Here is a 24617-nt window from a genome sequence, read left to right as displayed (position 1 = left end):
TTACCATAAAATCCACAAGATTTCTTTGATGGAATCGTTGTTCCGAATATTTTCCGCTTGGATTAGAGGATTTGAGAGGAAAGCATAGAAAAAGCTAGAACGAAGGAGCGTTCTAGCTTTCATTTTGAAAACAAAGTATTAAAAAACTTTCCTTAAGTGAGTACGGACGTCAGCGAACTTCTTCGAAGTTCCAAGACTAATTATTGAGCCTAAGGTCTCAATAATTCCGAGTGCCTGAAACAATAACGTTTCAGGCACTTTTCTCACGGCGGAAAGTTTCGGTATTTTCTTGATCATAAAAAAATTGGAACACATTATTCTTTCTTAATAAAATCACTTAACTTATTTTACAAAAAAAGTTTGTCAACGTTCTAAAAGCTAGAACCAATGTGGATTCTAGCTTGAAAAGTTATAAGATGTTTGGATCTACAACGGAAGCTCCATCAGAATACGCGGTAGACATATGGATTATCCGGTTTTGTAATGGTCTGGCAATCGCTAATGTGGAGGACAGGCAAGCTTTGCTTAAGTTGCTTGTGGTATTCAATGGACAAGGTTCCTTTCGCATGGATCCAGGTATTGTTTTCGAAATGCTGCGGAGCACCAGTCGTTAAGAGACCGTAGACTCCGGAATCTGCGATACAGTGGATGATCCCAAAGCGAAAGAGGAATTGGCTGTCCTTGTTATTGGGGTCATTGTATACAAAACCGGTCAGCTCGATGGTTTTCCCCGCAAATTGGTCAGGATAATCATAAATCACTTCCATGACTTCCATGTAATTCTCAGTGGTCACCTGGATCACCTTTTTATCCACATATTTCTTTGCTGCTTCCTTCATTTCTGACTCATAGGCAGATTTGGTAAAATAGCTACTAGTATCTGGTTTGAGATACTGGGTTGTTGTCCCTTCGTCCTGCTGGATTTCCTTGGAAGAACCAGCCGCAACCGGGAAGTGGTAGCCTTTGGCAGAAACCGTTTGGGAATCCAGTGTCACTGTAGGGAAAAATAGTCCGACAAACAAAGGAATACAGAGCAAGAAAATACTCGCCACTTTTGCCCAGAAGCCAGAGAGATGACTGTGGATCTTCATCTGCTTGACCCAGATGATCAGCTGCACAAGAGCTAAAACAAAGGACAAGAACATGGAAATATAAGCCAAGTAAGAATAGTGTAAGTTGATGTATTGATTGAGCTTACCAGATAATTGTAGGTACATGGTGAGCTCAAAATAGCCAGCTAATATCAAGAAACGAATCATAGCACTACCCCCACAAACCAAGCATAAAGGAGCACAACTCCACTCACAATCCCGATAAATTGCCAGATAAAACGGGTCTTGAGATAATTTTTCATCATGAGGAGATTTTTGACATCAAGCATAGGCCCAATCACCAGAAAGGCAAGAACCGGCGCTACTCCAAAACTCGTCAGAAGAGAGGATCCAACAAAGGCGTCCGCCTCGCTACAAAGTGAGAGGAGAAAGGACAAGACCATGAGAAGGAGAATAGCAATAACTGGTGTCGCACTGATCGAAGTGAGGATCCGTGTTGGGACATAGACTTGGACGAGGCTGGCAAAGAGGCAACCAAATACCAGGTAGCGTCCCGTATCAAAGAATTCATCAATCGCTTGCACCAAGACTTGGAAGAGCTTTTGACCTTTGCTCAAGTCCCTAAAATCATGTTCATGTACAGCCTTACGATGTTCTTTTTGGATCGAATCTGTCTGAATAAAACCAAGAAAGATCCCTAGCACCGTTGCGACCAGTAGGGAACCAAGGGCGCGGTAGAGGGCCATCTTGACAGAATTCCCAAAGGCTGAGTAGGTCGCAAAGAGAACGATGGGATTGATGACAGGTGCTGTCACCAGAAAGGGAACAGCAGTATAACTTGGGACTTTCTTTTCTAGAAAGCGATTGATAATGGGAACAATTCCACATTCACAGGAAGGAAAGATAAAGCCGATAAAGGTCCCAAAGAAGATCCGCCCAAATTTATTCTTGGGAAGAAAGTGGTAGACCCTCTCGGGGGTGATATAGACCTCGATAATCCCTGAAATGATACTTCCGATTAGGACAAAAGGTAGGGCCTCGATAATAATCGAGAGAAAAATAGCCCCAGCCTGCAAGACGCTAGAGGGAAGGTGTTGAAAGAATGTCATTACTTAGCCTTCTTTGCTTCTTTAGTGGTAGCAGTTTCTGCCTTCTTCTTTTTTTCTTCAGGAAATTCTACTTTCTTTTCTACATCCGGAAAACTCGCAAAATTTTCAAACATTTTATCAAGATCATCTGTTTTTGAGAATTTAATAGCCATTGTTGGGCCTCCTTTTTATTTTCTTTCATTATAACAAAAAGGAAAGAGCAAGGGGGAAATGGAGCATAAAAGGAAAGAACCATAGGGCCAAAATTATTCTCTGAAAAATCCTTGAAACAGAGACCAGAACAGGCGATCTCACCCCTTGCTGGCAGCAAAATATGCTATAATAGAGGCTATGGATAAATATGAAAAAATAGCCCAAGAATTGGGTGTTAGCTTAAAACAAATCGATACCGTATTGAGTCTGACCGCAGAAGGCTCAACTATTCCTTTCATTGCCCGCTATCGAAAAGATATGACGGGAAATTTAGATGAAGTAGCGATCAAGGCCATTATTGACCGGGACAAATCGTTAACGGCTCTGGCTGAACGAAAGGAAACCGTCCTTGCTAAGATTGAGGAACAAGGCAAACTGACAGAGGCGCTCAAGCAGGCTATTGAGGCTGCTGAAAAATTAGCGGATGTCGAAGAGCTCTATCTCCCATATAAGGAAAAACGGCGGACCAAGGCGACGATTGCCCGAGAAGCAGGACTTTTCCCCTTGGCACGTCTCATTTTGCAAAATAGTCCAGACTTGAAAGCAGAGGCTCAGAAATTTACCTGCGAGGCCTTCCCAACTGAAACCGCAGCATTAGCTGGTGCAGTGGATATTCTGGTAGAGGCTATTTCAGAGGATACCCAATTACGGGCCCTCACCTATCAAGAAATTCATGGACATTCCCTCATGACGTCAACCTTGAAGGATGAAAGCTTAGATCCTAAGAGAACCTTTGAAATCTACTATGATTTTTCTGAGAAGATCAAGAATATGCAAGGCTACCGGACTCTAGCTCTCAATCGTGGGGAAAAATTGGGCGTTCTCAAAGTCGGATTCGAGCACCAACTGGATCGAATCATTCGTATTTTTGAGGCTCGTTTTAAAACGAAAAATGCCTATGTGGATGAAGTTATTCAACAAGCGGTTAAGAAAAAAATCGTTCCTGCGATTGAACGTCGGATTCGGACAGAGTTGACGGAGGTGGCAGAAGACGGAGCCATTCAATTGTTCTCTGAGAATCTACGGAATCTATTGCTCATTCCTCCATTAAAAGGGCGCGTGGTCCTTGGGTTTGACCCAGCCTTTCGGACCGGTGCTAAACTAGCTGTTGTCGATGAGACAGGAAAGATGCTTGCCACCCAGGTCATCTATCCAGTTGCTCCTGCAAAACCAGCTCAGATTGAGCAGGCTAAAAAGGATCTGTCCTCCTTGATCAAGGAGTTTGGAGTAGAAATTATTGCGATTGGAAATGGAACTGCCAGCCGTGAAAGTGAGGCCTTTGTCGCAGAGGTGCTTCATGACCATCCAGGAGTTCGCTATGTTATTGTCAATGAAAGCGGAGCCTCTGTCTACTCAGCTAGTGAGTTGGCCCGTCATGAGTTCCCAGAGCTAACCGTTGAAAAACGCTCGGCCATCTCCATTGCCCGTCGCTTGCAAGATCCGCTAGCAGAATTGGTGAAAATCGATGCCAAATCCATCGGTGTCGGTCAATACCAACACGATGTCAATCAGAAAAAACTGACAGAAAGTTTAGATTTTGTGATAGATACTGTCGTCAACCAAGTTGGGGTCAATATCAATACGGCTAGTCCCTCTCTCTTAGCGCATGTAGCAGGACTCAATAAAACCATCTCTGAAAATATTGTGAAATATCGGGAAGAAGAAGGAATGATTCTTTCACGAGCACAGATTAAAAAAGTGCCTCGCCTCGGCGCCAAGGCTTTCGAGCAGGCTGCTGGATTCTTACGCATTCCTGAAAGTAAAAACATCTTGGACAATACCGGCGTTCACCCTGAAAGTTACAAGGAAGTTGAAAAACTTTTTCAGCTTCTTGAAATTACCGAACTCGATGCATCCGCTCATGAAAAATTAAAAGCTGTGAACATAAAGGAGATGTCTACTCAGCTGGATCTGGGACCAGAAACCCTGAAAGATATCATTGCCGATCTCCTAAAACCAGGTCGCGATTTGCGGGATTCCTTTGATGCACCCGTGCTCCGTCAGGATGTCTTGGATATTAAAGACCTGCATATTGGCCAAAAATTAGAAGGGGTTGTGCGCAATGTGGTTGACTTTGGGGTCTTTGTCGATATTGGCATTCACGAAGATGGCTTGATTCATATCTCCCATATGAGCAAGCAGTTTATCAAGCATCCAAGCCAGGTCGTCTCAGTAGGTGATTTGGTAACCGTCTGGGTGAAGAAGATTGATGTGGAACGCGAAAAAGTCAATCTCAGTTTGGTAGCTCCGAATGAATCTGACTGAGTATGTACGCCAAGTATCCCTAGAAGATTTTGGGAGAGAATTCCGCCATCAAGCAGAGTGGAATTCACGTCTTCAAACCACTGGGGGTCGTTTCTTTCCCAAGGATCGACACCTTGATTTCAACCCGAAAATATACCAAGCTTTCGGGTTAGAGGTCTTTCGCAAAATCGTCCGCCACGAGCTCTGCCATTACCATCTTTACGATCAAGGTAAAGGCTATCGCCACAAAGATCTAGCCTTTAAGCAACTCCTCCAGCAAGTGGACGGTCTTCGTTTCACACCTCCTCTACCAGATAGAGCTGGGCGAGTCAAGCGGATCTATCTCTATCAATGTCCCCATTGTGGCCAAGAGTATAGACGAAAGCGAAAAATCGATCTGAAGAAATATGCCTGCGGTAGCTGTCACAGCCGCCTGCAATTCCTTGAAATGAGACAAGAGTGAGAATCGGTCTTTAGGCGGATCTCTTTCCAGTTAGACTCTGCTAAAATAGGTCTAACTAGAAAGAGGAAAATCAAATGACATCATCATTTTACAAATTAAAACGACATCGCCTGGTTTCAGGTGTGCTAGCTGGCTTAGCCGATAAATTTGGTCTTAGTGTAACTCTCCTACGCTTCTTGTTTATTCTTTTTACGGTTTCTCATGCCTTTATCGGTGTGATTATCTATTTACTGTTAGATACGACCTTACCTTATAAGGACGAGGAGGAGCAGGAAATGTTTGACTATGGCCCTCGACCTCGTCGAAGAAAAGAGGCTGAACCCATCCATGATCAGAATGATAGTCCATTTTTCTAAAAGGAGATCCGAGTGAAGCAGAAGTTCTATTCCCTTGCTTTTATTCTATATCTCTTCTTCAGTTTTATAGGACAGTTTTTCATTTTAAATCGTTTTTTTGGGGAAGGAGTTGGAACAGTTTTGATGGGAATGCTCCTTTTTCCACTGGGCATTTGGAATAGTCTCTTCTACCTCTTGTTTCTGCCAACAGAAATGGCTAGAAAGCCACAAATTTATCGGTTTTCGATTTTATTTTTGCCAGTTGTGTATCTGGTTTTCTCCTTATTGGGTGGAGGACCTTACGTCTTTATGCTCGGCTTGATCGCATTTCCTTCAAATGCGGTGGTCTATGCGGTCTCTACCGGAATCAAATCTATGATTACAGATTTTTTGCAAGGCCAAGGCTAGAGCATTCTTTATATGTTCCCATCATTTCCTAGAGGTTGAAGACATTTGTCTTGGCCTCTTTTTGCTTGCCTTAAAAAGGAGTTGAAAATGGATCTTTCAAATGACACTTCAGTCTCTCGTCTGAAGAGAAAATCTGCTATAATAGAGAGAGAATTTGAAAAGGGAGAATGATATGGCAGTTACTGTTCGCGATATACAGGAAAAGCTTCGTCTATCGGTTGTTTATGGGGATGATAGCCTCTTAAGCAAGGAAATTACGACTGCGGACATTTCACGTCCAGGTCTTGAAATGACGGGCTATTTCGACTATTACACACCTGAGCGGATTCAGCTTGTAGGAATGAAAGAATGGTCTTACTTGGTGAAAATGAGCTCTCACAACCGTCATCAGGTCTTGCGCAAGATGTTCCAGCCAGAGACACCTGTCATCATTGTCGCGCGGAATTTAGAAATTCCAGAAGAAATGTTGCGTGCTGCGGAAGAGAAGCAACTAGCCATTTTGAAGAGCAATGTTGCAACGAGTCGTTTATCTGGAGAGCTTTCTAGCTATTTGGATAGTCGGCTAGCAGAACGTACGAGTGTACACGGTGTCTTGATGGATATTTATGGGATGGGTGTCTTGATCCAAGGAGATAGCGGAATCGGAAAAAGCGAGACAGGTTTGGAACTTGTCAAGCGGGGTCACCGCCTTGTAGCAGATGACCGGGTCGATATCTATGCGAGAGATGAGATGACCCTTTGGGGAGAGCCAGCTGAAATCCTACGCCACTTACTAGAGATCCGTGGTGTCGGGATTATCGATGTCATGAGTCTCTACGGTGCGAGTGCTGTGAAGGATTCTTCACAAGTCCAAATCGCCGTTTACTTGGAAAATTATGCTAATGATCAGGTTTATGATCGTCTTGGTAATAATGCAGAAGAGTTGGAAATCGGTGGCGTGACCATTCCTCGGATTCGCATCCCTGTGAAGACTGGTCGGAACATTTCGGTCGTGATCGAAGCTGCAGCGATGAATGTTCGGGCCAAAGAAATGGGCTATGATGCTACCAAAACTTTTGAAGAACGTTTGTCCCAGTTGATTAGTCAAAATGAGGTGAAGGAATGAATCCAGTAGCCCTTCAATTAGGTCCGATCAGTATTCGTTGGTACGCAATTTGTATTGTCTCTGGCTTGATTCTAGCCGTTTATCTTTCTATGAAAGAAGCACCCCGTAAGAAAATTGATCCAGATGATATCATTGATTTCATTTTGATTGCCTTTCCTCTTGCGATTGTGGGGGCCAGACTCTATTACGTTATTTTCGAATGGGGTTACTATAGCCAGCATCTTAGTGAGATTTTTGCCATCTGGAACGGAGGAATCGCGATTTATGGTGGCCTCTTGACAGGTGCCCTTGTCCTCTATCTATTCTCTCGTAGACGCTTGATTGAGCCAATTGATTTCTTAGATATTGCGGCCCCAAGCGTCATGATTGCACAGAGTATTGGTCGCTGGGGAAACTTCTTTAACCAGGAAGCTTATGGAGCTGCTGTTAAAAGTCTCAACTACCTGCCCTCTTTTATTCGAGATCAAATGTATATAGATGGTAGTTACCGTCAGCCAACCTTCTTATATGAATCCAGTTGGAATCTGCTAGGTTTTCTCTTGATCTTGATTCTTCGTAGGAAGCCACAATTTTTGCGACAAGGTGAGATCACAGCCTTTTACCTTATCTGGTATGGTTTTGGTCGGATGATCATCGAAGGAATGCGGACGGATAGCCTGATGTTTGCGGGCTTGCGTGTTTCCCAGTGGTTATCGATGATCCTGATTTTAGTTGGACTCGCCATCATCATCTACCAACGCCGCAAACAAGCCCCTTATTATGTAGAAACAAAGGAGTAACATATGTTTATTGAAATTGCCTACGGCCTCTTAGGCCTTGCCTTAGTAGCGCTTGTCATTTATATGATTTTTTTCCTCTCAAAGATTGGAAAAGTTGTAGATGAGACGCAAAAAACCATCCAAGTTTTGACATCAGATGTCAATGTCACCTTGCATCAGACCAATGATCTATTGGCAAAGGTTAATGTTTTAACGGATGATTTGAATCAAAAAGTTGCAACGATTGACCCACTCTTTACAGCCGTGGCGGATCTTTCCGAGTCAGTTTCAGATTTGAATGATCAAGCCCGTCAATTGAGTGTCAAAGCAGTGTCAGCTGGTGGAAAAACAGTGAAAGCCTCTATCGGATTAAAAGCGATTCAGATGGCTTCAAAATTATTTAAATAGAATCGAGGAAGAATATGGGACGTTTATCTAGTTTATTAATTGGTGTCATTTCAGGTGCTTCAGCAGCCTACTATTTATCAACTGAGCAAGGAAAGAAAGTCACTAAAAAAGTGGTACGCTTCGTAAAAGATTATCAAGAAGATCCTCAAGAAGTACATGAATCGGTTAAACAAACGGCTAAGGATGTTTCAAAACAAGCAGCAGAAGTGATCCAACAAACCAAAGAAAAAGTTGGTTCTGGAGAAATTACGACAGGAACTGTTTTGGAGTCTGTCAAAGAAAAGACGCAAGATGTGGTTGAAAAATCTCAAGAAGTCTTACACTCCTTTAAGGATAAACTTCAAAAAGAAAATCTAAGTGGCAATGACTTGGTTCAATCCATTCGCAAACAAACAGAATCAGAAGACATCGTGTTAGAGTTGGATGAAAAAGATTCTGAAGAAGCAGCCGAAGAAGAAACAAAAGAAGTATAAAAAAGAGAGTGGGACAGAAATCGGTAATTCGTTAGAATTCGATTTCGTCGTCCCACCTCCGCACAGTTGAGTAGGGCTTTAAAAGCTGATGAAATCAGCGTAGTAGAGCCCACTCAACCACTGCGTCTTGCTCAACAATCAAAAAACAAATGAGAGGCTAGGACTTTTGTCCCAGTCTCTTTTTATGGAAGGTAAGATAGCAATTGGCAGTTAAGTTTTGTCTTCCAATTGTTATTCCAATTAAAAAAATTCGAGTAAATAAAAAAATCAGGCGAACCTGATTTTTATTTTTTTCGTTTATTGTAGTAAATTCGGAACCCTTGAATACTAGCAAAGCTAGAACCAATCGCTAAGGCAAACGCAAAGAAGGTATTCATTTTCGTTGCTAAAAAGATAAAACTAAATACAACTGTCAACACACAGAAAATAGCGATATTCAAAAAATATAGCAATTCACTTAATTGAGGCGCGGGTTCAACTTCAGGAGCATAGTCCTGAACAGGGGATTCTTGGGTTTGTTTGGTTAATTCGATATAATCGAATTTTTCATCATAGTGTCTTAAATTTCTTACGGGCATTTTCTCTCTCCTAACAGTACTCTATTATTCTATCATGAATTCAGCTATATAAATGTTACAAAAATGTTACAAATTTTACAAAATGAATAAATTTTTCTAGAATATCGGAATTTTTGTTATAATGGTTCTATGAAAAATATTATTATTACAGCAACAGCAGAGAGTGTTGAGCAAGCGCAAGCCCTGATTGATGCAGGGGTTGACCGAATCTATGTCGGTGAAAAAGACTACGGATTACGATTGCCTCAAACTTTAAGCTATGACGAAATAAATCGAATTGCCCAACTAGTCCATGCTGCTGGCAAAGAATTGACAGTAGCTGTAAATGCACTCATGCACCAATCGATGATGGATTCAATCAAGCCTTTCCTAGATTTTCTAAAGGAAATTCAGGCTGATTATATTACTGTCGGAGATGCGGGCGTTTTTTATGTCTTGAAACGAGATGGCTATCCATTCAAAACGATTTACGATGCTTCTACCATGGTCACTTCGAGCCGCCAGATCAACTTCTGGGGAAAACAAGCAGGTGCTTCTGAGGCTGTTTTGGCTCGTGAGATTCCATCTGCCGAATTATTCGTAATGGCTGAGAATCTTCAGATTCCAGCAGAAGTCTTGGTCTATGGTGCTAGTATTATTCACCATTCGAAACGACCGCTACTTCAGAATTATTACAACTTTATCAAGACAGAAGAGTCTGTGACCAAAGATCGGGATCTGTTCTTGGCCGAGCCAGGAGATCCAAATTCTCATTATTCGGTCTATGAAGACAAACATGGAACTCATATCTTCTCGAATAATGACTTAAATATGATGACCAAATTGTCTGAGTTGGTAGAACATGGCTTTGATCATTGGAAGCTTGATGGTGTCTACTGTCCGGGTGAAAACTTTGTCAAGATTACAGAGTACTTTATCAAGGCGCGTGATTTGATTCAAAAAGGAACATTTACACAGGATCAAGCCTATCTGTTTGATGAAGAAATCCGGAAATTGCATCCAGCTAATCGTGGTTTGGATACTGGTTTCTATGATTATGAACCAGATCGTGTAAAATAATAAAAAAATTAAGCCTCTTCGTTTGTGAGTTTTCCTTTTTCAGGGAACGAAGAAGCTATTCATCAGATCGACAATCTTGTAAATTGGAGAAAACATGACAAATACAAAAAAACGTCCAGAGGTCTTGGTACCGGCTGGAACATTAGAAAAGTTAAAAGTTGCCGTTAATTATGGGGCAGACGCTGTGTTCGTTGGTGGACAAGCCTATGGTTTGCGTAGCCGTGCCGGAAACTTTACCATGGATGAGCTTCGTGAAGGAATTGAATATGCTCATGCCCGTGGAGTGGATGTGCACGTTGCTTCAAACATGGTGACCCATGAGGGAAATGAACAAGGGGCTGGTGAGTGGTTCCGTGAATTACGAGATATGGGACTTGATGCCGTGATCGTCTCAGACCCGGCCTTGATTGAAATCTGTGCAACCCATGCACCTGGCCTCAATATTCACTTGTCTACGCAAGCTTCTGCAACCAACGTGGAGACCTTCCATTTCTGGAAAGAATATGGCTTGACCCGTGTCGTCTTGGCCCGTGAGGTATCCATGGAAGAGTTGGCAGAGATTCGTAAGCGTACCGATCTTGAGATCGAAGCCTTCGTCCATGGAGCCATGTGTATTTCTTATTCGGGACGTTGTACCCTTTCTAACCACATGTCTGACCGAGATGCCAACCGTGGTGGTTGTTCTCAATCTTGTCGTTGGAAATACGACCTCTACGATATGCCATTTGGTCAAGAACGCAAGAGTATCAAAGGGCAAGTCCCAGAAGAATATTCTATGTCAGCCGTGGACATGTGTATGATCGAAAATATTCCAGACATGATTGACAATGGGGTTGATAGCTTGAAGATTGAAGGCCGGATGAAATCTGTCCATTATGTATCAACAGTGGCCAACTGTTACAAGGCTGCTTGCGATGCCTATATGGAAAGTCCAGAAGCCTTTTATGCCATCAAGGATGATTTGATCAATGAATTGTGGAAGGTCGCTCAACGTGAATTGGCGACTGGATTCTACTACCAAACACCGACTGAAAATGAACAATTGTTTGGGGCACGTCGCAAGATTCCTCAATACAAATTTGTAGGAGAAGTGGTGGACTTTGATCCATCTACTATGACTGCGACGATTCGCCAACGGAATGTCATCACTGAAGGCGACCAAGTGGAATTCTACGGACCAGGCTTCCGTCATTTTGAATGTCAGATCCAGGATTTACATGATAAGGATGGAGTGAAGATTGATCGCGCACCAAATCCGATGGAACTTCTCACGATCACTGTTCCACAAGAAGTGAAACCAGGAGATATGATTCGTTCTTGCCAGGAAGGTTTAATCAATCTCTACTCAAAAGATGGAGCAAGTAAAACTGTTCGAGTATAACAAAAAAAGAGAGGGTTAAACCTCTCCTTTTTGTTGGGCGATGCGAATATTATTGGGGACCAAACTGATTTTCTGGATCTCAGAAATCCGAATAATCGTGGACATACTCTTTTTAAAATTTTTCACGATCAGTTGTCGGCGTTCTTGGTCATACTTGACAATATCGCCTGTAAAACTCTTATTTGAAAAAATAACATGTACCCCTTGTTTTTTTCGCAATGCTTGTTGAATGATTTCAATAATTCTTTCATCTTCTAATGGGGCAGGGGTACTGACTTTTCCATTGAAAAACTCATTTGCTCGGTCTTTAACGATCTCGAGAAATTTTTTCATAGCTAAATTCTCCATAACTTGATACAATATATTATAGATAATTTCAACGATTTTGTAAATGATTTACGAATATTAGAGATGAGAAGGCAAGAAAGGAGTCGTGAAATGGCAGAATTTTCATTCCAAATCGAAGAACATTTGCTGGTCTTGTCAGAAAATGACAAGGGTTGGACCAAAGAATTGAACCGTGTGAGTTTTAATGGTGCTCCTGCTAAGTATGATATCCGGACCTGGAGTCCCGACCATACAAAGATGGGAAAAGGCATTACACTCACGAACGAAGAGTTCCAAGTCATGCTCGATGCATTTAAAAATTAAGAAAAGGGGTCCTTCAAGGACTTCTTTTTTTGTTATAGTCTAAGACTATATAGATATCAAGGATATTAGATTATCCCAAACCCTTGTTTATCAAGTATTGGACTGCTATAATGGTTGCATTGATGAATTAATGTAAAACTTATAGGAAAGAGGGAATCATATTGACACATACACATGCACCTTATCGCGTAGACCATGTTGGTTCATTTCTTCGTCCAGCTACTTTGGTTCAGGCTCGTGAAGATTTCGCAGCTGGAAAAATCAGTCAGGCTGACTTAACAAAAGTAGAAGATCAGGCGATTCGTGACCTTGTTGAAAAAGAAATTGCTGCTGGTCTGAAGTCAGTAACAGATGGAGAATTCCGCCGTGCTTATTGGCATTTGGATTTCTTCTGGGGCTTTGGTGGCATTGATCACGTCCAAGCTGCTCAAGGCTATCAATTCCATGATGAAACCACCAAGGCGGACTCAGCACTTGTCGTTGGAAAAATCACAGGAGCCAATCATCCATTTGTAGAGCATTACAAGTTCTTGCGGGATCTTGTGGCGGATGTAGATGGTGTAGAGGCTAAATATACCATTCCAGCACCTGCGCAATTCTATTTTGAATTGATCCGTGATGCAGAACATGTAGAACAATTGAATACCATCTATCCTGATTTTGCGGCTGTTCGTGAAGACATCAAGCAAGCCTATCTTCAAGTGATTCAAGATTTGTATGATGCAGGACTTCGGACCCTTCAAGTAGATGACTGTACGTGGGGTGTCTTGGTAGACGATAATTTCTTGACGGCTTGGGGAGCAGCTCAAGGCAAGTCAAAAGATGAGGTTCGCCGAGAACTCGCTGATCTCTTCTTGACCTTTAACAACGATGTCTACCAAAATGTTCCAGCTGGTTTGACCGTCAATACGCACGTTTGTCGTGGGAACTTCCATTCCACTTGGGCTTCATCAGGTGGTTATGCGCCGATTGCTAAAGAACTCCTTGGAGAAGAAGCCGTCAATGCTTACTTCCTAGAGTTTGATACTGATCGGGCTGGTGGTTTTGAACCACTTGCAGAAGTAACCCCTGGTAAAGGAGTGGTATTAGGTCTCTTGACATCTAAGAGTGGTCAACTGGAGAACAAGGACGAAGTGATTGCTCGTATTAAAGAAGCGAGTCAGTATGTACCGTTGGAAAATCTTTACCTGTCGACTCAGTGTGGCTTTGCTTCGACAGAAGAAGGAAACATTTTGACAGAAGAAGACCAATGGAAAAAAATCGGTTTGATTAAGGAAATTGTCGCTGAAATTTGGGGCGAATAAGGAGGAAAAACATGTCAGATTTACTAAGTATTTATAAAGAATTGCAAGCTAAAAAATGGGTGGACTTGAGTCACCAAATCAATGCGGAAAGTCCACACTTTCCAGCTCTTCCTGCCTTGCAACAAGAAGACCTTTTCACATTAAAAGATGGCTTCCATGTCCAAAAATTTACAGTGGTTGGTCAATACGGAACGCATATTGATGCACCGATTCACTTTGTAGAAGGGGGTCGTTGGTTGGATGAGATTGACCTCAAAGATCTCCTCTTGCCACTCTATGTTATCGACAAGTCTAAAGAAGTTGCTGCCAATCCAAACTTTATCTTGAGCAAACAAGATATCTTAGACTTTGAGGCAGAGCATGGACAAATTGCTGAGGGTGCTTTTGTTGCCTTCCGTAGTGATTGGTCAAAACGTTGGCCAGATCAAGATGCTATGCGCAATCTTGATGAAAATGGGGTTCAACAAAGTCCAGGATGGAGCCGTGAAGCCTTGGAATTCTTGATTCATGAACGCCATGTTAAGGCTGTGGGTCATGAAACCTTCGATACCGATGCTGGTATTCCAGCAGCAGAGCATGGCTTGGTCAATGAATACTACCTCTTAGAACAAAACATTTATCAGGTAGAAGTCTTGAATCACTTGGATCAAGTGCCAGCAGTAGGTGCCTTGATTTCAATTGCCTTCCCTCATTGGGATAAGGCAACTGGTTCACCTGTTCGTGCCATTGCCATCTTACCATAAACAAAGAAAAAGAGGCTGGGACAAAAGTCCTAGCCTCTCAATTGTTTTTGGATTGTAGAGCAAGACGCAGTGGTTGAGTGGGCTCTACTACGCTGATTTCATCAGCTTTTACAGCCCTACTCAACTGTGCGGAGGTGGGACGACGAAATCGAATTCTAAGGAATTACCGATTTCTGTCCCACTCTCTTATTTTTTATCTCATTGTCACAAATTCTTCGGATCCGGTTGGGTGAATGGCGACGGTTGCATCGAAATCGGCTTTTGTCGCTCCCATCTTGATAGCAACGGCAAATCCTTGGATCATTTCATCGACTCCGTAGCCAAGACCATGAAGGCCAACGACCTTTTCTTCTGGTCCTGCAGTGATGAGTTTGAATTTTGCTTGCTGGCGGTGTTGGGTAACAGCGGTATACATGGAGGCGAATTGAGAAGTATAGACTTTGATATTCTCTTTTCCATAAGTTTGCTGGGCTTCTTCCTCCGTTAAGCCAACGGTTCCGATAGCGGGGTGAGAAAAGACAACGGTTGGGATGTTTGTATAATCCATTTTGGCATTGACTTTTCCATTGAATAGTCGTTCAGAAAGAGTGCGTCCAGCTTTAATAGCGACAGGGGTTAATTCTTTTTCTCCTGTGACATCCCCAAGAGCATAGATTCCTGGAATAACTGTATTCTGGTATTCATCTACTGCAATGAATCCTTTTTCATTTAAGGTGACGCCTGCAGCTTCTAGATTGAGATCCTGGACGTTTGGTTTTCGTCCTGTTGCCCAGATAACATGATCTGCCACGTGGCTGGTCATATCCTCAAAATAAATCTTCACACGACCGTCTTCTAATTTTTCAAGCTTCATGGGAACCTTATGTTTGTGAAGCGGAAGGTTTTGTTTTTCCATTTCTTCCATTAAGCCATCGACAATGTAGGAATCAAAACTACGTAAAACCCGATCTTTTCGGATGAAGAGGTCTGTTTGGACTCCTAAATGGTGGAGCACACCAGCTAATTCCACTGCGATGTAGCCAGCTCCAATAATGGCAACGGAACTTGGAAGTTCTTCCCAAGCAAAGACATCATCAGAAGTTTCGCCAAATTCAGCTCCAGGAACAGAAGGAATAAAGGGATGGGCACCGGTCGCAATCACGATATGCTTGGCCTTAATGGTTTCCCCATTGACCTCAACCGTATGAGCATCTACAAAACGAGCACGTCCTTCAATTCGTTCAACCCCATTGCGTTTGAAACTGCCATCATAGGAATTACGGGAACGGTCAATATAGGCTTCGCGATTTTTTCTTAAGGTTGCAAAATCAAATTTTGTCTGTTCAGAAGTAAATCCATAGTCTGGTCCATAATCGCGAATAGCTTCTGCAATTTGTGCACCATACCACATAATCTTTTTAGGTACACATCCTCTGTTGACACAGGTGCCACCCAATTGTTTTTCTTCAATGACGGCAGCGCGCGCTCCGTACTCTCCAGCCCGGTTCATGGTAGCGATTCCTCCACTACCTCCACCGATTGAAATAATATCAAATTCTTTCATGTTTTCCTCCTAAATGGGATTTCAGTTTGATTGTAATATCAACTGTTACAAAAGTCAAGGGTTTAGCATGTTACCAAGCTTTTAAATTTCATTTTACCGTGTCAATTTTAGATAGAAAAGTAAGGAAATATGGTATACTATGGTATAGAATAAAACGCTTTCTTTGATGGAGAAAAACGATGAAGAAATTGAAAAAATGGCAACTATTTGCAGCTGCAGGTGCAGCTATTGCGGTGATTGGAACAGGAAGTGTGATGGTGTTTTCGCACCCAACTACACCTGATCAGGCAATCACGAAAGAAACTCCAATGGTGCAAACGGTCAAGGATGGATCGATCGCTTCTTCAGTCTTGTTAACTGGGAAAGTCACTGCCAACCAGGAACAGTATGTCTATTTTGATGGAACCAAAGGGGATTTGCAGTCGATTTTGGTCAATGTAGGAGATCAAGTGACGGCCGGTCAGCCAATTGTTCAGTATAGCAGTACAGAAGCCCAAACCGCTTATGATGCAGCCGTTCGTGCTGTCAATAAGGCAGATCGTCAGTTAAATGACTTACTGACAAATGGTGTGACCATTGATACGACAGGCGATGAAGAAGCAGATGCCAAATCAGCTTCGCAGACCCAGCGAACAGTCGATTCTCAAGCTAGCGATTTACGAGATGCTAAGTCGGATGCGGTCGATAATATGAACAAGGCTAAGGCTCTTCTGGATGCGACAACAGTTAGGAGTAATACAGATGGTACCGTGGTCGAAGTCAATAAAGATGTTTCAAAATCGACTACAGGGACCAACCAAACTCTGGTTCACATTGTGAGCAACGGGAATTTACAAGTCAAAGGGGAGTTGTCTGAATACAATTTGGCCAATATCTCTGAAGGTCAGGAAGTGGTCCTCACTTCCAAGGTTTATCCGGATAAAACCTGGACAGGAAAGATTTCTTATGTAGCCAACTATCCGACCGACGCGGGTCAAGCAGGTGCCAATGCAGCAGGTGGAACACAAGGAAGCGGTGGAGCCAAGTACCCATTCACAGTGGATATTACCAGTGAGATTGGGGAACTCAAACAAGGCTTTTCTGTCAATATTGAAGTCAAAAGTTCTACTCAACATCCCCTTGTTCCCGTGACAAGTGTCATGGCTGATGGGGATACGAGTTATGTATGGACGATCGAAAATGGCAAGGCTAAGAAAGTAAAAGTAACGCTTGGTAACGCCGATGCTGAAAACCAGGAAATCTTGTCAGGCTTGAAGAAAGATGCTCAAGTTATTGTGAATCCTAATGAGAAACTGGAAGATGGAAAAGAGATCGGAAAATATGACAAAATTGATTGAACTAAAAGGAATCAATAAAACCTATAAAAATGGGGATCAGGAACTTCGTGTCTTAAAAGACATCGATTTAGAAGTCGAAGAGGGCGAGTTTGTGGCCATTATGGGCCCGTCTGGTTCAGGAAAATCAACCTTGATGAACGTCATTGGCCTGCTGGATCGCCCGACCAGTGGAGAGTATTTTCTAGAAGGTCAGGAGGTTGGAAATCTCAGTGAGAAAAAATTAGCGCGTGTTCGAAATGAACAGATCGGTTTTGTCTTTCAACAATTCTTTCTTCTCTCCAAGCTCAATGCCTTTCAAAATGTAGAACTGCCTCTCATTTATGCGGGAGTTCATCCTGCTAAACGGAAGGAATTAGCTGAGCAGTACCTTGAAAAGGTAGAGCTCCATACTCGTATGCATCATTTGCCTTCAGAACTCTCAGGGGGTCAAAAACAGCGGGTGGCTATTGCTCGAGCCCTGGTCAATCAGCCAGCCATCGTCTTAGCAGATGAACCAACTGGTGCCCTAGATACTAAGACGGGGGAGCAAATAATGGACTTGTTAACCAAGCTAAACCAAGAAGGAAAAACCATTATCATGGTTACACACGAGCCAGAAATTGCAGCCTTTGCCCATCGTCGCATCGTCATTCGTGATGGAGTGATTTCCTCGGATAGCAAGCTGGAAGGGAGGACCTAATGCAAAATTGGAAATTTGCGATCAACTCGATTATGAGTCATAAATTACGGTCTTTCTTGACCATGGTAGGGATCATTATTGGGGTCGCTTCTGTGGTTGTCATCATGGCTCTGGGAGATGGTATGAAAGCTGGTGTCACCAAGACCTTCACCAAGGACCAAGAGTATGTACAAATCTCCTATTCTCCCAACAAGAGTGGCTATGTAACAGGAATCAATATTGGCCCTTCTGAAGATACAGGAGAAGGCGGAGGTGAAAGTGGCCCTGCAGCTGAAGACCGAGGGATGGCTGCTCCATCGGATATCGATGGGGAAAACGCTGAAGATGTTGATGGTCAAGTCCAAGAAGCACCACCAGTTGTGCAAGAATCTTGGGTCAAGGAATTAACCAAGATTCAAGGCATCGATGGCTATTATGTTGGCAATACCTCCAATGCAACCATTGCTTTTCAAAAGAAAAAAGCAGACGGAGTGAACATCCAAGGGGTAAATGAGACCTATTTTTCTGTTAAAAAGGTTGAGCTCTTATCTGGTCGAAAATTAACTCCTTCAGACTATAGTAATTTCTCACGGGTGGTGCTCCTTGATGAAGGATTAGCCCAACAATTATTTGGAACGGAGAATCCACTGAATCAGGTGGTCTCTGTTGGAGACAATAATTATCGTGTCGTTGGAATTTTCAAGGATCCAAATGCAGGGACAGCCCTCTATGGAGCTTCTTCAGGTGGCAGTGCCTTGATGGCCAATACACAACTCGCCTCTGAATTCGGAACGGATGAAATTCAAAATATTGTCGTCCATGTGCCGGATGTGAAGCAAATTAAAACCGTTGGGATCGAGGCTGCTCAAAAGCTAACAGAACTTTCAGGTGTTCGCCAGGGAGAATTTCAAATCTTTAATTTGGATAGCATCCTAGAGGAAACCAATAAAGTAGTAGGAATTATGACATCAGTAATCGGAGCTATTGCTGGGATTTCCCTCTTAGTTGGTGGGATTGGAGTCATGAATATCATGTTGGTTTCTGTCACAGAGCGGACGAGAGAAATTGGTCTTCGCAAAGCATTGGGAGCAACCCGAGGTAAGATTTTGGTTCAATTTTTGATTGAGTCGATGGTCTTAACCATCATTGGTGGGCTGATTGGCCTTGGCCTTGCTTATGGTGTGAATAGCTTGATTACTACACTCGCAGCAGCCTCCCTAGAAGGACCGCCGATTATTTCCTTAAATGTCGCTATCGGCAGTATTATTTTCTCTGCTTTTGTAGGCATCATCTTTGGAATTTTACCAGCGAATAAGGCTTCTAAGTTAAATCCGATCGAAGCACTGCGTTATGAATAAAAAAATAGGAGCGGGTCAGGATGAATTGCTTAAGATTCTCCACGCTCCTTTTTGATGCTGTTGTGGAATAGCTTGTCGAAACCTTTTCAATCATCTCGTCTTATACAGGTCAAGCTATCTAGGTAGTCAACAACGGTCTTCAGTTGTTTTTGAGTATTCATTCAAGAAGCTGCATTTTTTCTTCCATCTTATTTTTGTTTAATTGGTAAATATTAGTGAATTTCTGGCCTAAATATGATAGAATAGGGGAGAATAACTTAGGAGGTTCCAAATGACTACTGAACATATGGAAGAATTGAATGACCAGCAGATTGTCCGTCGTGAGAAAATGGCGGCCCTTCGTGAACAAGGAATCGATCCATTTGGGAAGCGATTCGAACGCACTGCAAATTCAGGTCAATTAAAAGAAAAATATTCAGAATTAGATAAAGAACAACTCCACGACTTGAACGAAACAGCTATTATTGCCGGTCGTCTTGTAACCAAACGTGGAAAAGGAAAGGTTGGCTTTGCCCATCTTCAAGACCGTGAAGGTCAAATTCAGATCTACGTTCGTAAGGATGCAGTTGGAGAAGAAAACTACGAGATCTTCAAAAAAGCAGACCTTGGAGATTTCCTTGGTGTTGAAGGGGAAATCATGCGCACAGACATGGGTGAACTTTCGATTAAAGCAACTCATATCACTCACTTGTCAAAAGCCCTTCGTCCCTTGCCTGAAAAATTCCACGGACTTTCAGATGTTGAAACCATCTATCGCAAACGTTATTTGGATTTGATTTCAAACCGTGAAAGCTTCGAACGCTTTGTAACCCGTTCAAAAATCATCTCTGAAATCCGTCGTTATTTAGATGGTCAAGGATTCCTTGAAGTGGAAACACCAGTGCTTCACAATGAAGCTGGTGGTGCGGCTGCTAAACCATTTATCACTCATCACAATGCACAAAACATTGACATGGTGCTTCGTATCGCGACTGAGCTCCACTTGAAACGTTTGATTGTTGGTGGGATGGAACGCGTTTACGAAATCGGACGGATCTTCCGTAACGAAGGAATGGATGCTACTCACAACCCTGAATTCACTTCGATCGAAGTCTACCAAGCTTACGCTGACTTCCACGATATCATGGACTTAACAGAAGGCATTATCCAACTTGCTGCGAAAGCGGTCCATGGTGATGGTCCAATTGACTATCAAGGAACAGAAATCAAAATCAACGAACCATTCAAACGGGTTCACATGGTTGATGCGATCAAAGAAATCACAGGCGTTGACTTCTGGCAAGACATGACCTTTGAAGAAGCTGTAGCACTGGCAAACGAAAAACACGTACCGGTTGAAAAACACTACACAGAAGTGGGACAAATTATCAATGCTTTCTTCGAAGAATTCGTTGAAGAAACCTTGACACAACCAACTTTTGTTTACGGTCACCCAGTAGCAGTGTCACCTTTGGCTAAGAAAAATCCAGAAGATCCACGCTTCACTGACCGTTTCGAACTCTTCATCATGACCAAAGAGTATGCCAATGCCTTCACGGAATTGAATGATCCGATCGATCAATTGCAACGGTTCGAAGCGCAAGCGCGTGCCAAAGAATTGGGAGATGACGAAGCTACAGGCATCGACTATGACTATGTTGAAGCCCTTGAATATGGTATGCCACCAACAGGTGGACTTGGAATTGGTATTGACCGTCTCGTTATGTTGTTGACCAATGTAACAACAATTCGCGACGTCCTTCTCTTCCCAACTATGAAATAAGCTAAAAGAAAACACTGATCGCAAGATCAGTGTTTTTTAGTCTTCCATATAAGAAGTGTCGTTCCAGGTGTCTAAGTGATAGTGCTCAAAATCATCTGTTGTCAGAATTGTCACGCTGGCATTATCTAGTCCACCATTTTTGCGGAGTTCTCCAGTTTCATTACCAAGCAAGGTTCGAATAGAAGCTGTCAAATTAGCCCCATGTCCAACGATGAGAACAGTATCGAGCTCTTTTCCTTTCAGGCTTTTTACAAAATCACAGGTACGTTTGGTCGTTTCATAGACAGATTCTGCATCAAAGATTTCATTTTGAAAGCGAGCTAGGTTATGGCGAAAGGCATCCATTTGTTGGGGATAAATGGACGTGATTGTAGCGATCTTAGCTCCTTCCAATTTTCCTAACTTCCACTCACGAAGAGCAGGCGTTGCTTGCAATTCTATAGGTTTCTCTAATTGATCAATGATGATCTGTGCAGTATGAACAGCCCGTGGAAGATCACTTGTATAGGCTGCATCAAATGGAACGCTAGCTAAGTGCTTTCCTAGTTTTTCAAGCTGATGAATAGAGGCTGGTAACAGCGGAGAATCGCCATTTGATCCCTGAAAACGTCCTTCTTCATTCCATTCTGTCCGTCCGTGTCGTATAAAATATAGTTTCACAATCTTGTCTCCTTCTTTGTCATTATTCTAAAATATCTGCAAAAGTCGCTTTAACGAAGTCTGCTAGAAGTTGTGGTTTGATTTGAATACTATGGCCGATTTCCCCGGCAGATACGATCATGGTCTCTAACTGAAGGGCTGATTCATCGATAAAGATTGGGAAAGGATGCTTTTGACGAATTCCCACGGGATTATTGGCACCATGAATATAACCTGTTGTTTTTTCGAGATCCTTTTGAGGAATCATTGCCACTTTCTTATTTCCTGATAATTTGGCCAATTTTTTCTCTGAAAGATGCTCCGTGATAGGAATGATCCCAATCACTGGACCCGTTTTATCACCTTTGAGAGCTAGGGTTTTGAAAATAGTAGAGCGATCAATTCCTTCTGGTAAGATCCCTTCTAAAGCGTTGATTTGTAAGCCTACGTGCTCAATTTTTGCTTTTGTTAAGATCTGCTCGACCAAGGTTTTTTTTACTTTATTTTTTTTTGCCATGGCTTTCTCCTTTTTTCATTTTCTCTACAAAATCAGATTTCATTAGACCATTATAACATATAATAGTGGCGATATTACCTTCCCCTTTGAAAATAGAAAACAGCAGAAAAAGTGAAGATCACTTGATCTGCTGTTTTAAGGCTATGAGGAAGAGTTATCTTTTTGTACCTTGAAAAGTTTCCGATAAATCGCTTCTTGGTCTTGCGTCGGAGCAATTTGGTTGAGATCCAAGTAGTGTGAGAATCCATTTAATTGCCCTTGAGAGGTATATTGATGCAAGTCGTATTCCGTATTGGTATCTGGCGCGGCATTGTAGTAGCCATCATCAAATCCATAAGTAGGAATCCAAAGAGCCGTAAATTTATCAGTGGAGATACTATGTTCTTCCATGAAGTAGGTTCCGATATAGAGTCCAATATTTTTTGCACCCAAAGCTTGTAGTTTTGCTCGGAAAGCTTCAACACCTGCGTTCATATCCTTCATGGTTTTTTCCTCAACGTCTAACCAATAGTAGGTCGGTTTGTAAGGAGAAGCAGCCTTGTAAAATTCTTCTGCTTCTTTTTCCATTTCTTTTTTATCCTTAGCCGCGACATAAGCATAGACTGCGACTGGGATATTTCGTTTTTGGAATTCTTGGATATGGGTTTTAAAAGATTTATCCAGACCATTTAAGTAGGTTGCTGCATTTTCCTTTTTAGCTTGAGCCCCACTATGGACACGAACGATCACACCTCCCACATTTTGGGAGAGGACATCGTAATCAATTTCACTAGGCAATTGCCAGCCTGAGATATCAATGATCGGGCGGCCAACCAGTTCTGGATTGATGTCTTCCTCTTTTTTAGAAGAAGAGCTTGCAGTAGTTGTTTTTCGAGGTGTATTGGAATTCGGAATCGTTTGGGTTGTTTCTTGTTGTGCTCTTGCTTGCATATCAGCAATTGTTCGTGAAAGAACGAGAAAAGAAATGAAACTGATAAAAAAGACCAAGAGAACAACGGGTTTTATCCTTTTTCTCATACAGAATCATTTTACCGTAAAAAAAACGAAAAGGCAAAAGTTAATGCTTAAAAGATGCTGATTTCAGCCATTATTTTCAAAAAAAAAGGAATCTTTTCATCGAAAAAGGATAAAAATATATGAAAACAAGAAGAATGATTAGAATATTTCTTGAAAATAGGGAAGAAGCCGAATCTTTTCTGGCCTTTCCTTGGTTTTGCTTCTTAAAAATGATATAATGAAGGTTGAACATTAGGAATATGGTGAATTATGAAAATTGAAAAAAGACATCTTTTAAATTATTCCATCCTCATTCCCTATTTGATTTTATCCATCATTGGCTTGATTGTTGTCTATTCGACAACAAGTGCCTTGGCAATTCAAAGTGGAGTGAGTTCGATTCGGATGGTACGGACACAGGGACTCTTTTTTATCCTTAGTCTCCTAACCATCGCCCTGATTTATAAATTTAGCTTAGATTTCCTTCGAAATAAAAAAGTACTGGCTGTTGTCATTTTTGCTGAAGTGATTTTGTTGATTTTGTCTAGGTTTATCACAGATACGGTCAATGGGGCTCACGGTTGGTTGACGATTCCTGGAGGGTTTAGTATCCAGCCGGCTGAATACCTCAAGGTGATCTTAGTCTGGTATCTAGCCTTGATCTTTTCTAAACGACAAGACGAGATACGCGATTATGATTATCAAGCCTTGACCCACAATGAATGGATTCCAAGGAATTTAAACGATTGGCGTTGGCTGACCTTGATTCTGATTGGAATCGTTGTGATTATGCCGGACTTGGGAAATGCGACGATCTTGGCCTTAACGGTCTTGATCATGATTACGGCTAGTGGAGTGGGCTACCGTTGGTTTACCTCTTTACTTGGTTTAGTTGTTGGAGCATCCACCATTGTCCTTGGTTCAATATGGATCATCGGTGTGGACCGTGTCGCTAAAATTCCTGTCTTTGGTTATGTAGCCAAACGTTTTAGTGCCTTCTTTAACCCTTTTAATGACTTGTCTGGCGCAGGTCACCAATTAGCTAATTCTTACTATGCCATGAGTAACGGTGGTTGGTTTGGCTTGGGGCTAGGAAATTCCATTGAAAAACAAGGTTACTTACCAGAAGCGCACACAGACTTTGTGTTTGCGATTGTGATTGAAGAATTAGGGTTTGTTGGAGCTAGCTTGATCCTTGCTCTCTTATTCTTCTTGATTCTTCGGATCATTTTAGTCGGTATTCGAGCAAAGAATCCTTTTAATTCGATGATGGCCATTGGGATCGGTGGGATGATCTTAGTGCAAACCTTCATTAACATCGGAGGAATTTCTGGTTTGATTCCGTCTACAGGAGTGACCTTCCCCTTCTTATCCCAAGGGGGAAATAGCTTATGGGTCTTATCCGTAGCGATTGCTTTCGTTTTGAATATCGACGCTAGTGAAAAACGGGCCAAGATGGAACAAGAAGGCATGGTTTTTGAAGAAAAAGGTAAAATCAAACCTTATTATTAAAAGGCAATTGTTGAATGGCTATTCAAAAAGGA

General features: G+C 42.2%; 27 protein-coding genes. 18 read left to right on the top strand and 9 right to left on the bottom strand.

From position 1 onward, the window contains the following. Positions 1-443: 443 nt before the first annotated feature. From NFR56_RS00380 to NFR56_RS00370, 3 genes are read right to left on the bottom strand one after another with little or no spacing between them, the layout of a single operon-like run. Positions 444-1259 (bottom strand): TIGR03943 family putative permease subunit, encoded by an 816-nt coding sequence (locus NFR56_RS00380; RefSeq protein WP_251457016.1) that lies wholly within the window; start codon positions 1257-1259, stop codon positions 444-446. Continuing rightward, entirely contained in the window at positions 1256-2161 is a 906-nt protein-coding gene (locus NFR56_RS00375; RefSeq protein WP_251457013.1) for a permease, read from the bottom strand. The genes NFR56_RS00380 and NFR56_RS00375 overlap by 4 nt, the downstream gene beginning before the upstream one ends. Continuing rightward, positions 2161-2313 (bottom strand): SPJ_0845 family protein, encoded by a 153-nt coding sequence (locus NFR56_RS00370; protein ID WP_176744619.1) that lies wholly within the window; start codon positions 2311-2313, stop codon positions 2161-2163. Before NFR56_RS00370 ends, NFR56_RS00375 begins: the two co-directional genes overlap by 1 nt. 178 nt (positions 2314-2491) lie before the next feature. Between NFR56_RS00370 and NFR56_RS00365 the strand changes: the two genes are divergently transcribed. The 8 genes from NFR56_RS00365 (at position 2492) to NFR56_RS00330 (ending at position 8547) form a co-directional block, all read left to right on the top strand. After that, complete coding sequence (locus tag NFR56_RS00365; RefSeq protein ID WP_251457010.1) at positions 2492-4618, top strand: Tex family protein; 2127 nt, start codon at positions 2492-2494, stop codon at positions 4616-4618. Then, positions 4605-5060, top strand: coding sequence for a SprT family protein (locus tag NFR56_RS00360; RefSeq protein ID WP_251457007.1), 456 nt, complete (start codon positions 4605-4607; stop codon positions 5058-5060). Before NFR56_RS00365 ends, NFR56_RS00360 begins: the two co-directional genes overlap by 14 nt. A 74-nt stretch (positions 5061-5134) precedes the next feature. Further along, positions 5135-5416, top strand: coding sequence for a PspC domain-containing protein (locus NFR56_RS00355; RefSeq protein WP_003005023.1), 282 nt, complete (start codon positions 5135-5137; stop codon positions 5414-5416). A 120-nt stretch (positions 5417-5536) separates the two neighbouring features. Further along, positions 5537-5803 carry a hypothetical protein gene (locus tag NFR56_RS00350; RefSeq protein ID WP_251457004.1) on the top strand — a complete coding sequence of 89 codons (267 nt, stop codon included), beginning with the start codon at positions 5537-5539 and terminating at the stop codon, positions 5801-5803. A gap of 172 nt (positions 5804-5975) precedes the next feature. After that, positions 5976-6908 (top strand): HPr(Ser) kinase/phosphatase, encoded by a 933-nt coding sequence (gene hprK, locus NFR56_RS00345; protein WP_134974104.1) that lies wholly within the window; start codon positions 5976-5978, stop codon positions 6906-6908. Beyond that, a complete protein-coding gene (gene lgt, locus NFR56_RS00340; RefSeq protein WP_134974103.1) occupies positions 6905-7687 on the top strand; it encodes a prolipoprotein diacylglyceryl transferase in 783 nt (260 codons plus the stop codon). The genes hprK and lgt overlap by 4 nt, the downstream gene beginning before the upstream one ends. Positions 7688-7690: 3 nt before the next feature. Further along, the gene (locus NFR56_RS00335; protein WP_134974102.1) at positions 7691-8074 is read left to right on the top strand and encodes a DUF948 domain-containing protein; all 384 of its coding nucleotides are present in this window, start codon (positions 7691-7693) and stop codon (positions 8072-8074) included. Between the two features lie 14 nt (positions 8075-8088). Then, positions 8089-8547: a YtxH domain-containing protein gene (locus tag NFR56_RS00330; protein ID WP_251457001.1), complete on the top strand. Its 459-nt coding sequence runs from the start codon at positions 8089-8091 to the stop codon at positions 8545-8547. A gap of 284 nt (positions 8548-8831) precedes the next feature. On the opposite strand, the gene NFR56_RS00325 is transcribed toward NFR56_RS00330, so the two are convergent. Further along, on the bottom strand, positions 8832-9125 hold the full coding sequence (locus NFR56_RS00325; protein ID WP_049507431.1) for a DUF3270 family protein: 294 nt from the start codon (positions 9123-9125) through the stop codon (positions 8832-8834). 129 nt (positions 9126-9254) lie between these two features. On the opposite strand from NFR56_RS00325, the gene NFR56_RS00320 reads away from it, so the two are divergent. Both NFR56_RS00320 and NFR56_RS00315 read left to right on the top strand, forming a co-directional pair. Next, positions 9255-10184: a peptidase U32 family protein gene (locus tag NFR56_RS00320; protein ID WP_134974101.1), complete on the top strand. Its 930-nt coding sequence runs from the start codon at positions 9255-9257 to the stop codon at positions 10182-10184. A 94-nt stretch (positions 10185-10278) separates the two neighbouring features. Further along, complete coding sequence (locus tag NFR56_RS00315) at positions 10279-11565, top strand: peptidase U32 family protein (RefSeq protein ID WP_251456998.1); 1287 nt, start codon at positions 10279-10281, stop codon at positions 11563-11565. A gap of 15 nt (positions 11566-11580) precedes the next feature. On the opposite strand, the gene NFR56_RS00310 is transcribed toward NFR56_RS00315, so the two are convergent. Further along, positions 11581-11913 (bottom strand): hypothetical protein, encoded by a 333-nt coding sequence (locus NFR56_RS00310; protein WP_013903885.1) that lies wholly within the window; start codon positions 11911-11913, stop codon positions 11581-11583. Positions 11914-12003: 90 nt separating this feature from the next. Between NFR56_RS00310 and NFR56_RS00305 the strand changes: the two genes are divergently transcribed. The 3 genes from NFR56_RS00305 (at position 12004) to NFR56_RS00295 (ending at position 14263) form a co-directional block, all read left to right on the top strand. Further along, complete coding sequence (locus tag NFR56_RS00305) at positions 12004-12216, top strand: YdbC family protein (RefSeq protein ID WP_003002541.1); 213 nt, start codon at positions 12004-12006, stop codon at positions 12214-12216. 161 nt (positions 12217-12377) lie between these two features. Further along, the gene (locus NFR56_RS00300; RefSeq protein ID WP_251456995.1) at positions 12378-13520 is read left to right on the top strand and encodes a 5-methyltetrahydropteroyltriglutamate--homocysteine S-methyltransferase; all 1143 of its coding nucleotides are present in this window, start codon (positions 12378-12380) and stop codon (positions 13518-13520) included. Between the two features lie 11 nt (positions 13521-13531). After that, entirely contained in the window at positions 13532-14263 is a 732-nt protein-coding gene (locus NFR56_RS00295; protein ID WP_048689477.1) for a cyclase family protein, read from the top strand. Between the two features lie 193 nt (positions 14264-14456). Here the strand turns inward: NFR56_RS00295 and gorA are convergent, their stop codons facing one another. Then, entirely contained in the window at positions 14457-15806 is a 1350-nt protein-coding gene (gene gorA / locus NFR56_RS00290) for a glutathione-disulfide reductase (RefSeq protein ID WP_134974100.1), read from the bottom strand. A 179-nt stretch (positions 15807-15985) separates the two neighbouring features. Here gorA and NFR56_RS00285 point away from each other — a divergent pair, with 179 nt between their 5' ends. The 4 genes from NFR56_RS00285 to lysS all read left to right on the top strand — a co-directional run bounded on the left by NFR56_RS00285 (position 15986) and on the right by lysS (position 20921). Next, complete coding sequence (locus tag NFR56_RS00285) at positions 15986-17143, top strand: efflux RND transporter periplasmic adaptor subunit (protein ID WP_134974099.1); 1158 nt, start codon at positions 15986-15988, stop codon at positions 17141-17143. Next, positions 17127-17822: an ABC transporter ATP-binding protein gene (locus NFR56_RS00280; protein WP_134974098.1), complete on the top strand. Its 696-nt coding sequence runs from the start codon at positions 17127-17129 to the stop codon at positions 17820-17822. The genes NFR56_RS00285 and NFR56_RS00280 overlap by 17 nt, the downstream gene beginning before the upstream one ends. Continuing rightward, positions 17822-19159: an ABC transporter permease gene (locus NFR56_RS00275; RefSeq protein WP_251456992.1), complete on the top strand. Its 1338-nt coding sequence runs from the start codon at positions 17822-17824 to the stop codon at positions 19157-19159. Before NFR56_RS00280 ends, NFR56_RS00275 begins: the two co-directional genes overlap by 1 nt. 271 nt (positions 19160-19430) lie before the next feature. Next, entirely contained in the window at positions 19431-20921 is a 1491-nt protein-coding gene (gene lysS / locus NFR56_RS00270; RefSeq protein ID WP_251456989.1) for a lysine--tRNA ligase, read from the top strand. Positions 20922-20957: 36 nt separating this feature from the next. On the opposite strand, the gene NFR56_RS00265 is transcribed toward lysS, so the two are convergent. The 3 genes from NFR56_RS00265 to NFR56_RS00255 all read right to left on the bottom strand — a co-directional run bounded on the left by NFR56_RS00265 (position 20958) and on the right by NFR56_RS00255 (position 23094). After that, positions 20958-21581 (bottom strand): histidine phosphatase family protein, encoded by a 624-nt coding sequence (locus NFR56_RS00265; protein ID WP_134974097.1) that lies wholly within the window; start codon positions 21579-21581, stop codon positions 20958-20960. A 22-nt stretch (positions 21582-21603) separates the two neighbouring features. Beyond that, entirely contained in the window at positions 21604-22077 is a 474-nt protein-coding gene (locus tag NFR56_RS00260) for an aminoacyl-tRNA deacylase (RefSeq protein ID WP_070588813.1), read from the bottom strand. A gap of 141 nt (positions 22078-22218) precedes the next feature. Then, the gene (locus tag NFR56_RS00255) at positions 22219-23094 is read right to left on the bottom strand and encodes a GH25 family lysozyme (protein WP_049491114.1); all 876 of its coding nucleotides are present in this window, start codon (positions 23092-23094) and stop codon (positions 22219-22221) included. Positions 23095-23343: 249 nt separating this feature from the next. Here NFR56_RS00255 and ftsW point away from each other — a divergent pair, with 249 nt between their 5' ends. Further along, positions 23344-24585: a cell division peptidoglycan polymerase FtsW gene (gene ftsW, locus NFR56_RS00250; protein ID WP_045759674.1), complete on the top strand. Its 1242-nt coding sequence runs from the start codon at positions 23344-23346 to the stop codon at positions 24583-24585. Positions 24586-24617: the final 32 nt, after the last annotated feature.

Source organism: Streptococcus caecimuris (genome assembly GCF_943193075.1).
In the GTDB taxonomy this organism is placed as follows: Bacteria; Bacillota; Bacilli; order Lactobacillales; family Streptococcaceae; genus Streptococcus; species Streptococcus caecimuris.
Note: the sequence above shows the minus strand (reverse complement) of the source record. Positions and strands in the feature narration are given on the sequence as shown.

Coding starts and splice junctions, on each gene's coding strand:
- NFR56_RS00315 (WP_251456998.1), top strand. CDS start 10,279: ATGACAAATACAAAAAAACGTCCAGAGGTCTTGGTACCGGCTGGAACA.
- NFR56_RS00310 (WP_013903885.1), bottom strand. CDS start 11,913: ATGGAGAATTTAGCTATGAAAAAATTTCTCGAGATCGTTAAAGACCGA.
- NFR56_RS00325 (WP_049507431.1), bottom strand. CDS start 9,125: ATGCCCGTAAGAAATTTAAGACACTATGATGAAAAATTCGATTATATC.
- gorA (WP_134974100.1), bottom strand. CDS start 15,806: ATGAAAGAATTTGATATTATTTCAATCGGTGGAGGTAGTGGAGGAATC.
- NFR56_RS00355 (WP_003005023.1), top strand. CDS start 5,135: ATGACATCATCATTTTACAAATTAAAACGACATCGCCTGGTTTCAGGT.
- NFR56_RS00330 (WP_251457001.1), top strand. CDS start 8,089: ATGGGACGTTTATCTAGTTTATTAATTGGTGTCATTTCAGGTGCTTCA.
- NFR56_RS00370 (WP_176744619.1), bottom strand. CDS start 2,313: ATGGCTATTAAATTCTCAAAAACAGATGATCTTGATAAAATGTTTGAA.
- NFR56_RS00375 (WP_251457013.1), bottom strand. CDS start 2,161: ATGACATTCTTTCAACACCTTCCCTCTAGCGTCTTGCAGGCTGGGGCT.
- NFR56_RS00280 (WP_134974098.1), top strand. CDS start 17,127: ATGACAAAATTGATTGAACTAAAAGGAATCAATAAAACCTATAAAAAT.
- NFR56_RS00260 (WP_070588813.1), bottom strand. CDS start 22,077: ATGGCAAAAAAAAATAAAGTAAAAAAAACCTTGGTCGAGCAGATCTTA.
- ftsW (WP_045759674.1), top strand. CDS start 23,344: ATGAAAATTGAAAAAAGACATCTTTTAAATTATTCCATCCTCATTCCC.
- NFR56_RS00295 (WP_048689477.1), top strand. CDS start 13,532: ATGTCAGATTTACTAAGTATTTATAAAGAATTGCAAGCTAAAAAATGG.
- NFR56_RS00335 (WP_134974102.1), top strand. CDS start 7,691: ATGTTTATTGAAATTGCCTACGGCCTCTTAGGCCTTGCCTTAGTAGCG.
- NFR56_RS00380 (WP_251457016.1), bottom strand. CDS start 1,259: ATGATTCGTTTCTTGATATTAGCTGGCTATTTTGAGCTCACCATGTAC.
- lysS (WP_251456989.1), top strand. CDS start 19,431: ATGACTACTGAACATATGGAAGAATTGAATGACCAGCAGATTGTCCGT.
- NFR56_RS00275 (WP_251456992.1), top strand. CDS start 17,822: ATGCAAAATTGGAAATTTGCGATCAACTCGATTATGAGTCATAAATTA.
- NFR56_RS00285 (WP_134974099.1), top strand. CDS start 15,986: ATGAAGAAATTGAAAAAATGGCAACTATTTGCAGCTGCAGGTGCAGCT.
- NFR56_RS00360 (WP_251457007.1), top strand. CDS start 4,605: ATGAATCTGACTGAGTATGTACGCCAAGTATCCCTAGAAGATTTTGGG.
- hprK (WP_134974104.1), top strand. CDS start 5,976: ATGGCAGTTACTGTTCGCGATATACAGGAAAAGCTTCGTCTATCGGTT.
- lgt (WP_134974103.1), top strand. CDS start 6,905: ATGAATCCAGTAGCCCTTCAATTAGGTCCGATCAGTATTCGTTGGTAC.
- NFR56_RS00365 (WP_251457010.1), top strand. CDS start 2,492: ATGGATAAATATGAAAAAATAGCCCAAGAATTGGGTGTTAGCTTAAAA.
- NFR56_RS00320 (WP_134974101.1), top strand. CDS start 9,255: ATGAAAAATATTATTATTACAGCAACAGCAGAGAGTGTTGAGCAAGCG.
- NFR56_RS00255 (WP_049491114.1), bottom strand. CDS start 23,094: ATGAGAAAAAGGATAAAACCCGTTGTTCTCTTGGTCTTTTTTATCAGT.
- NFR56_RS00305 (WP_003002541.1), top strand. CDS start 12,004: ATGGCAGAATTTTCATTCCAAATCGAAGAACATTTGCTGGTCTTGTCA.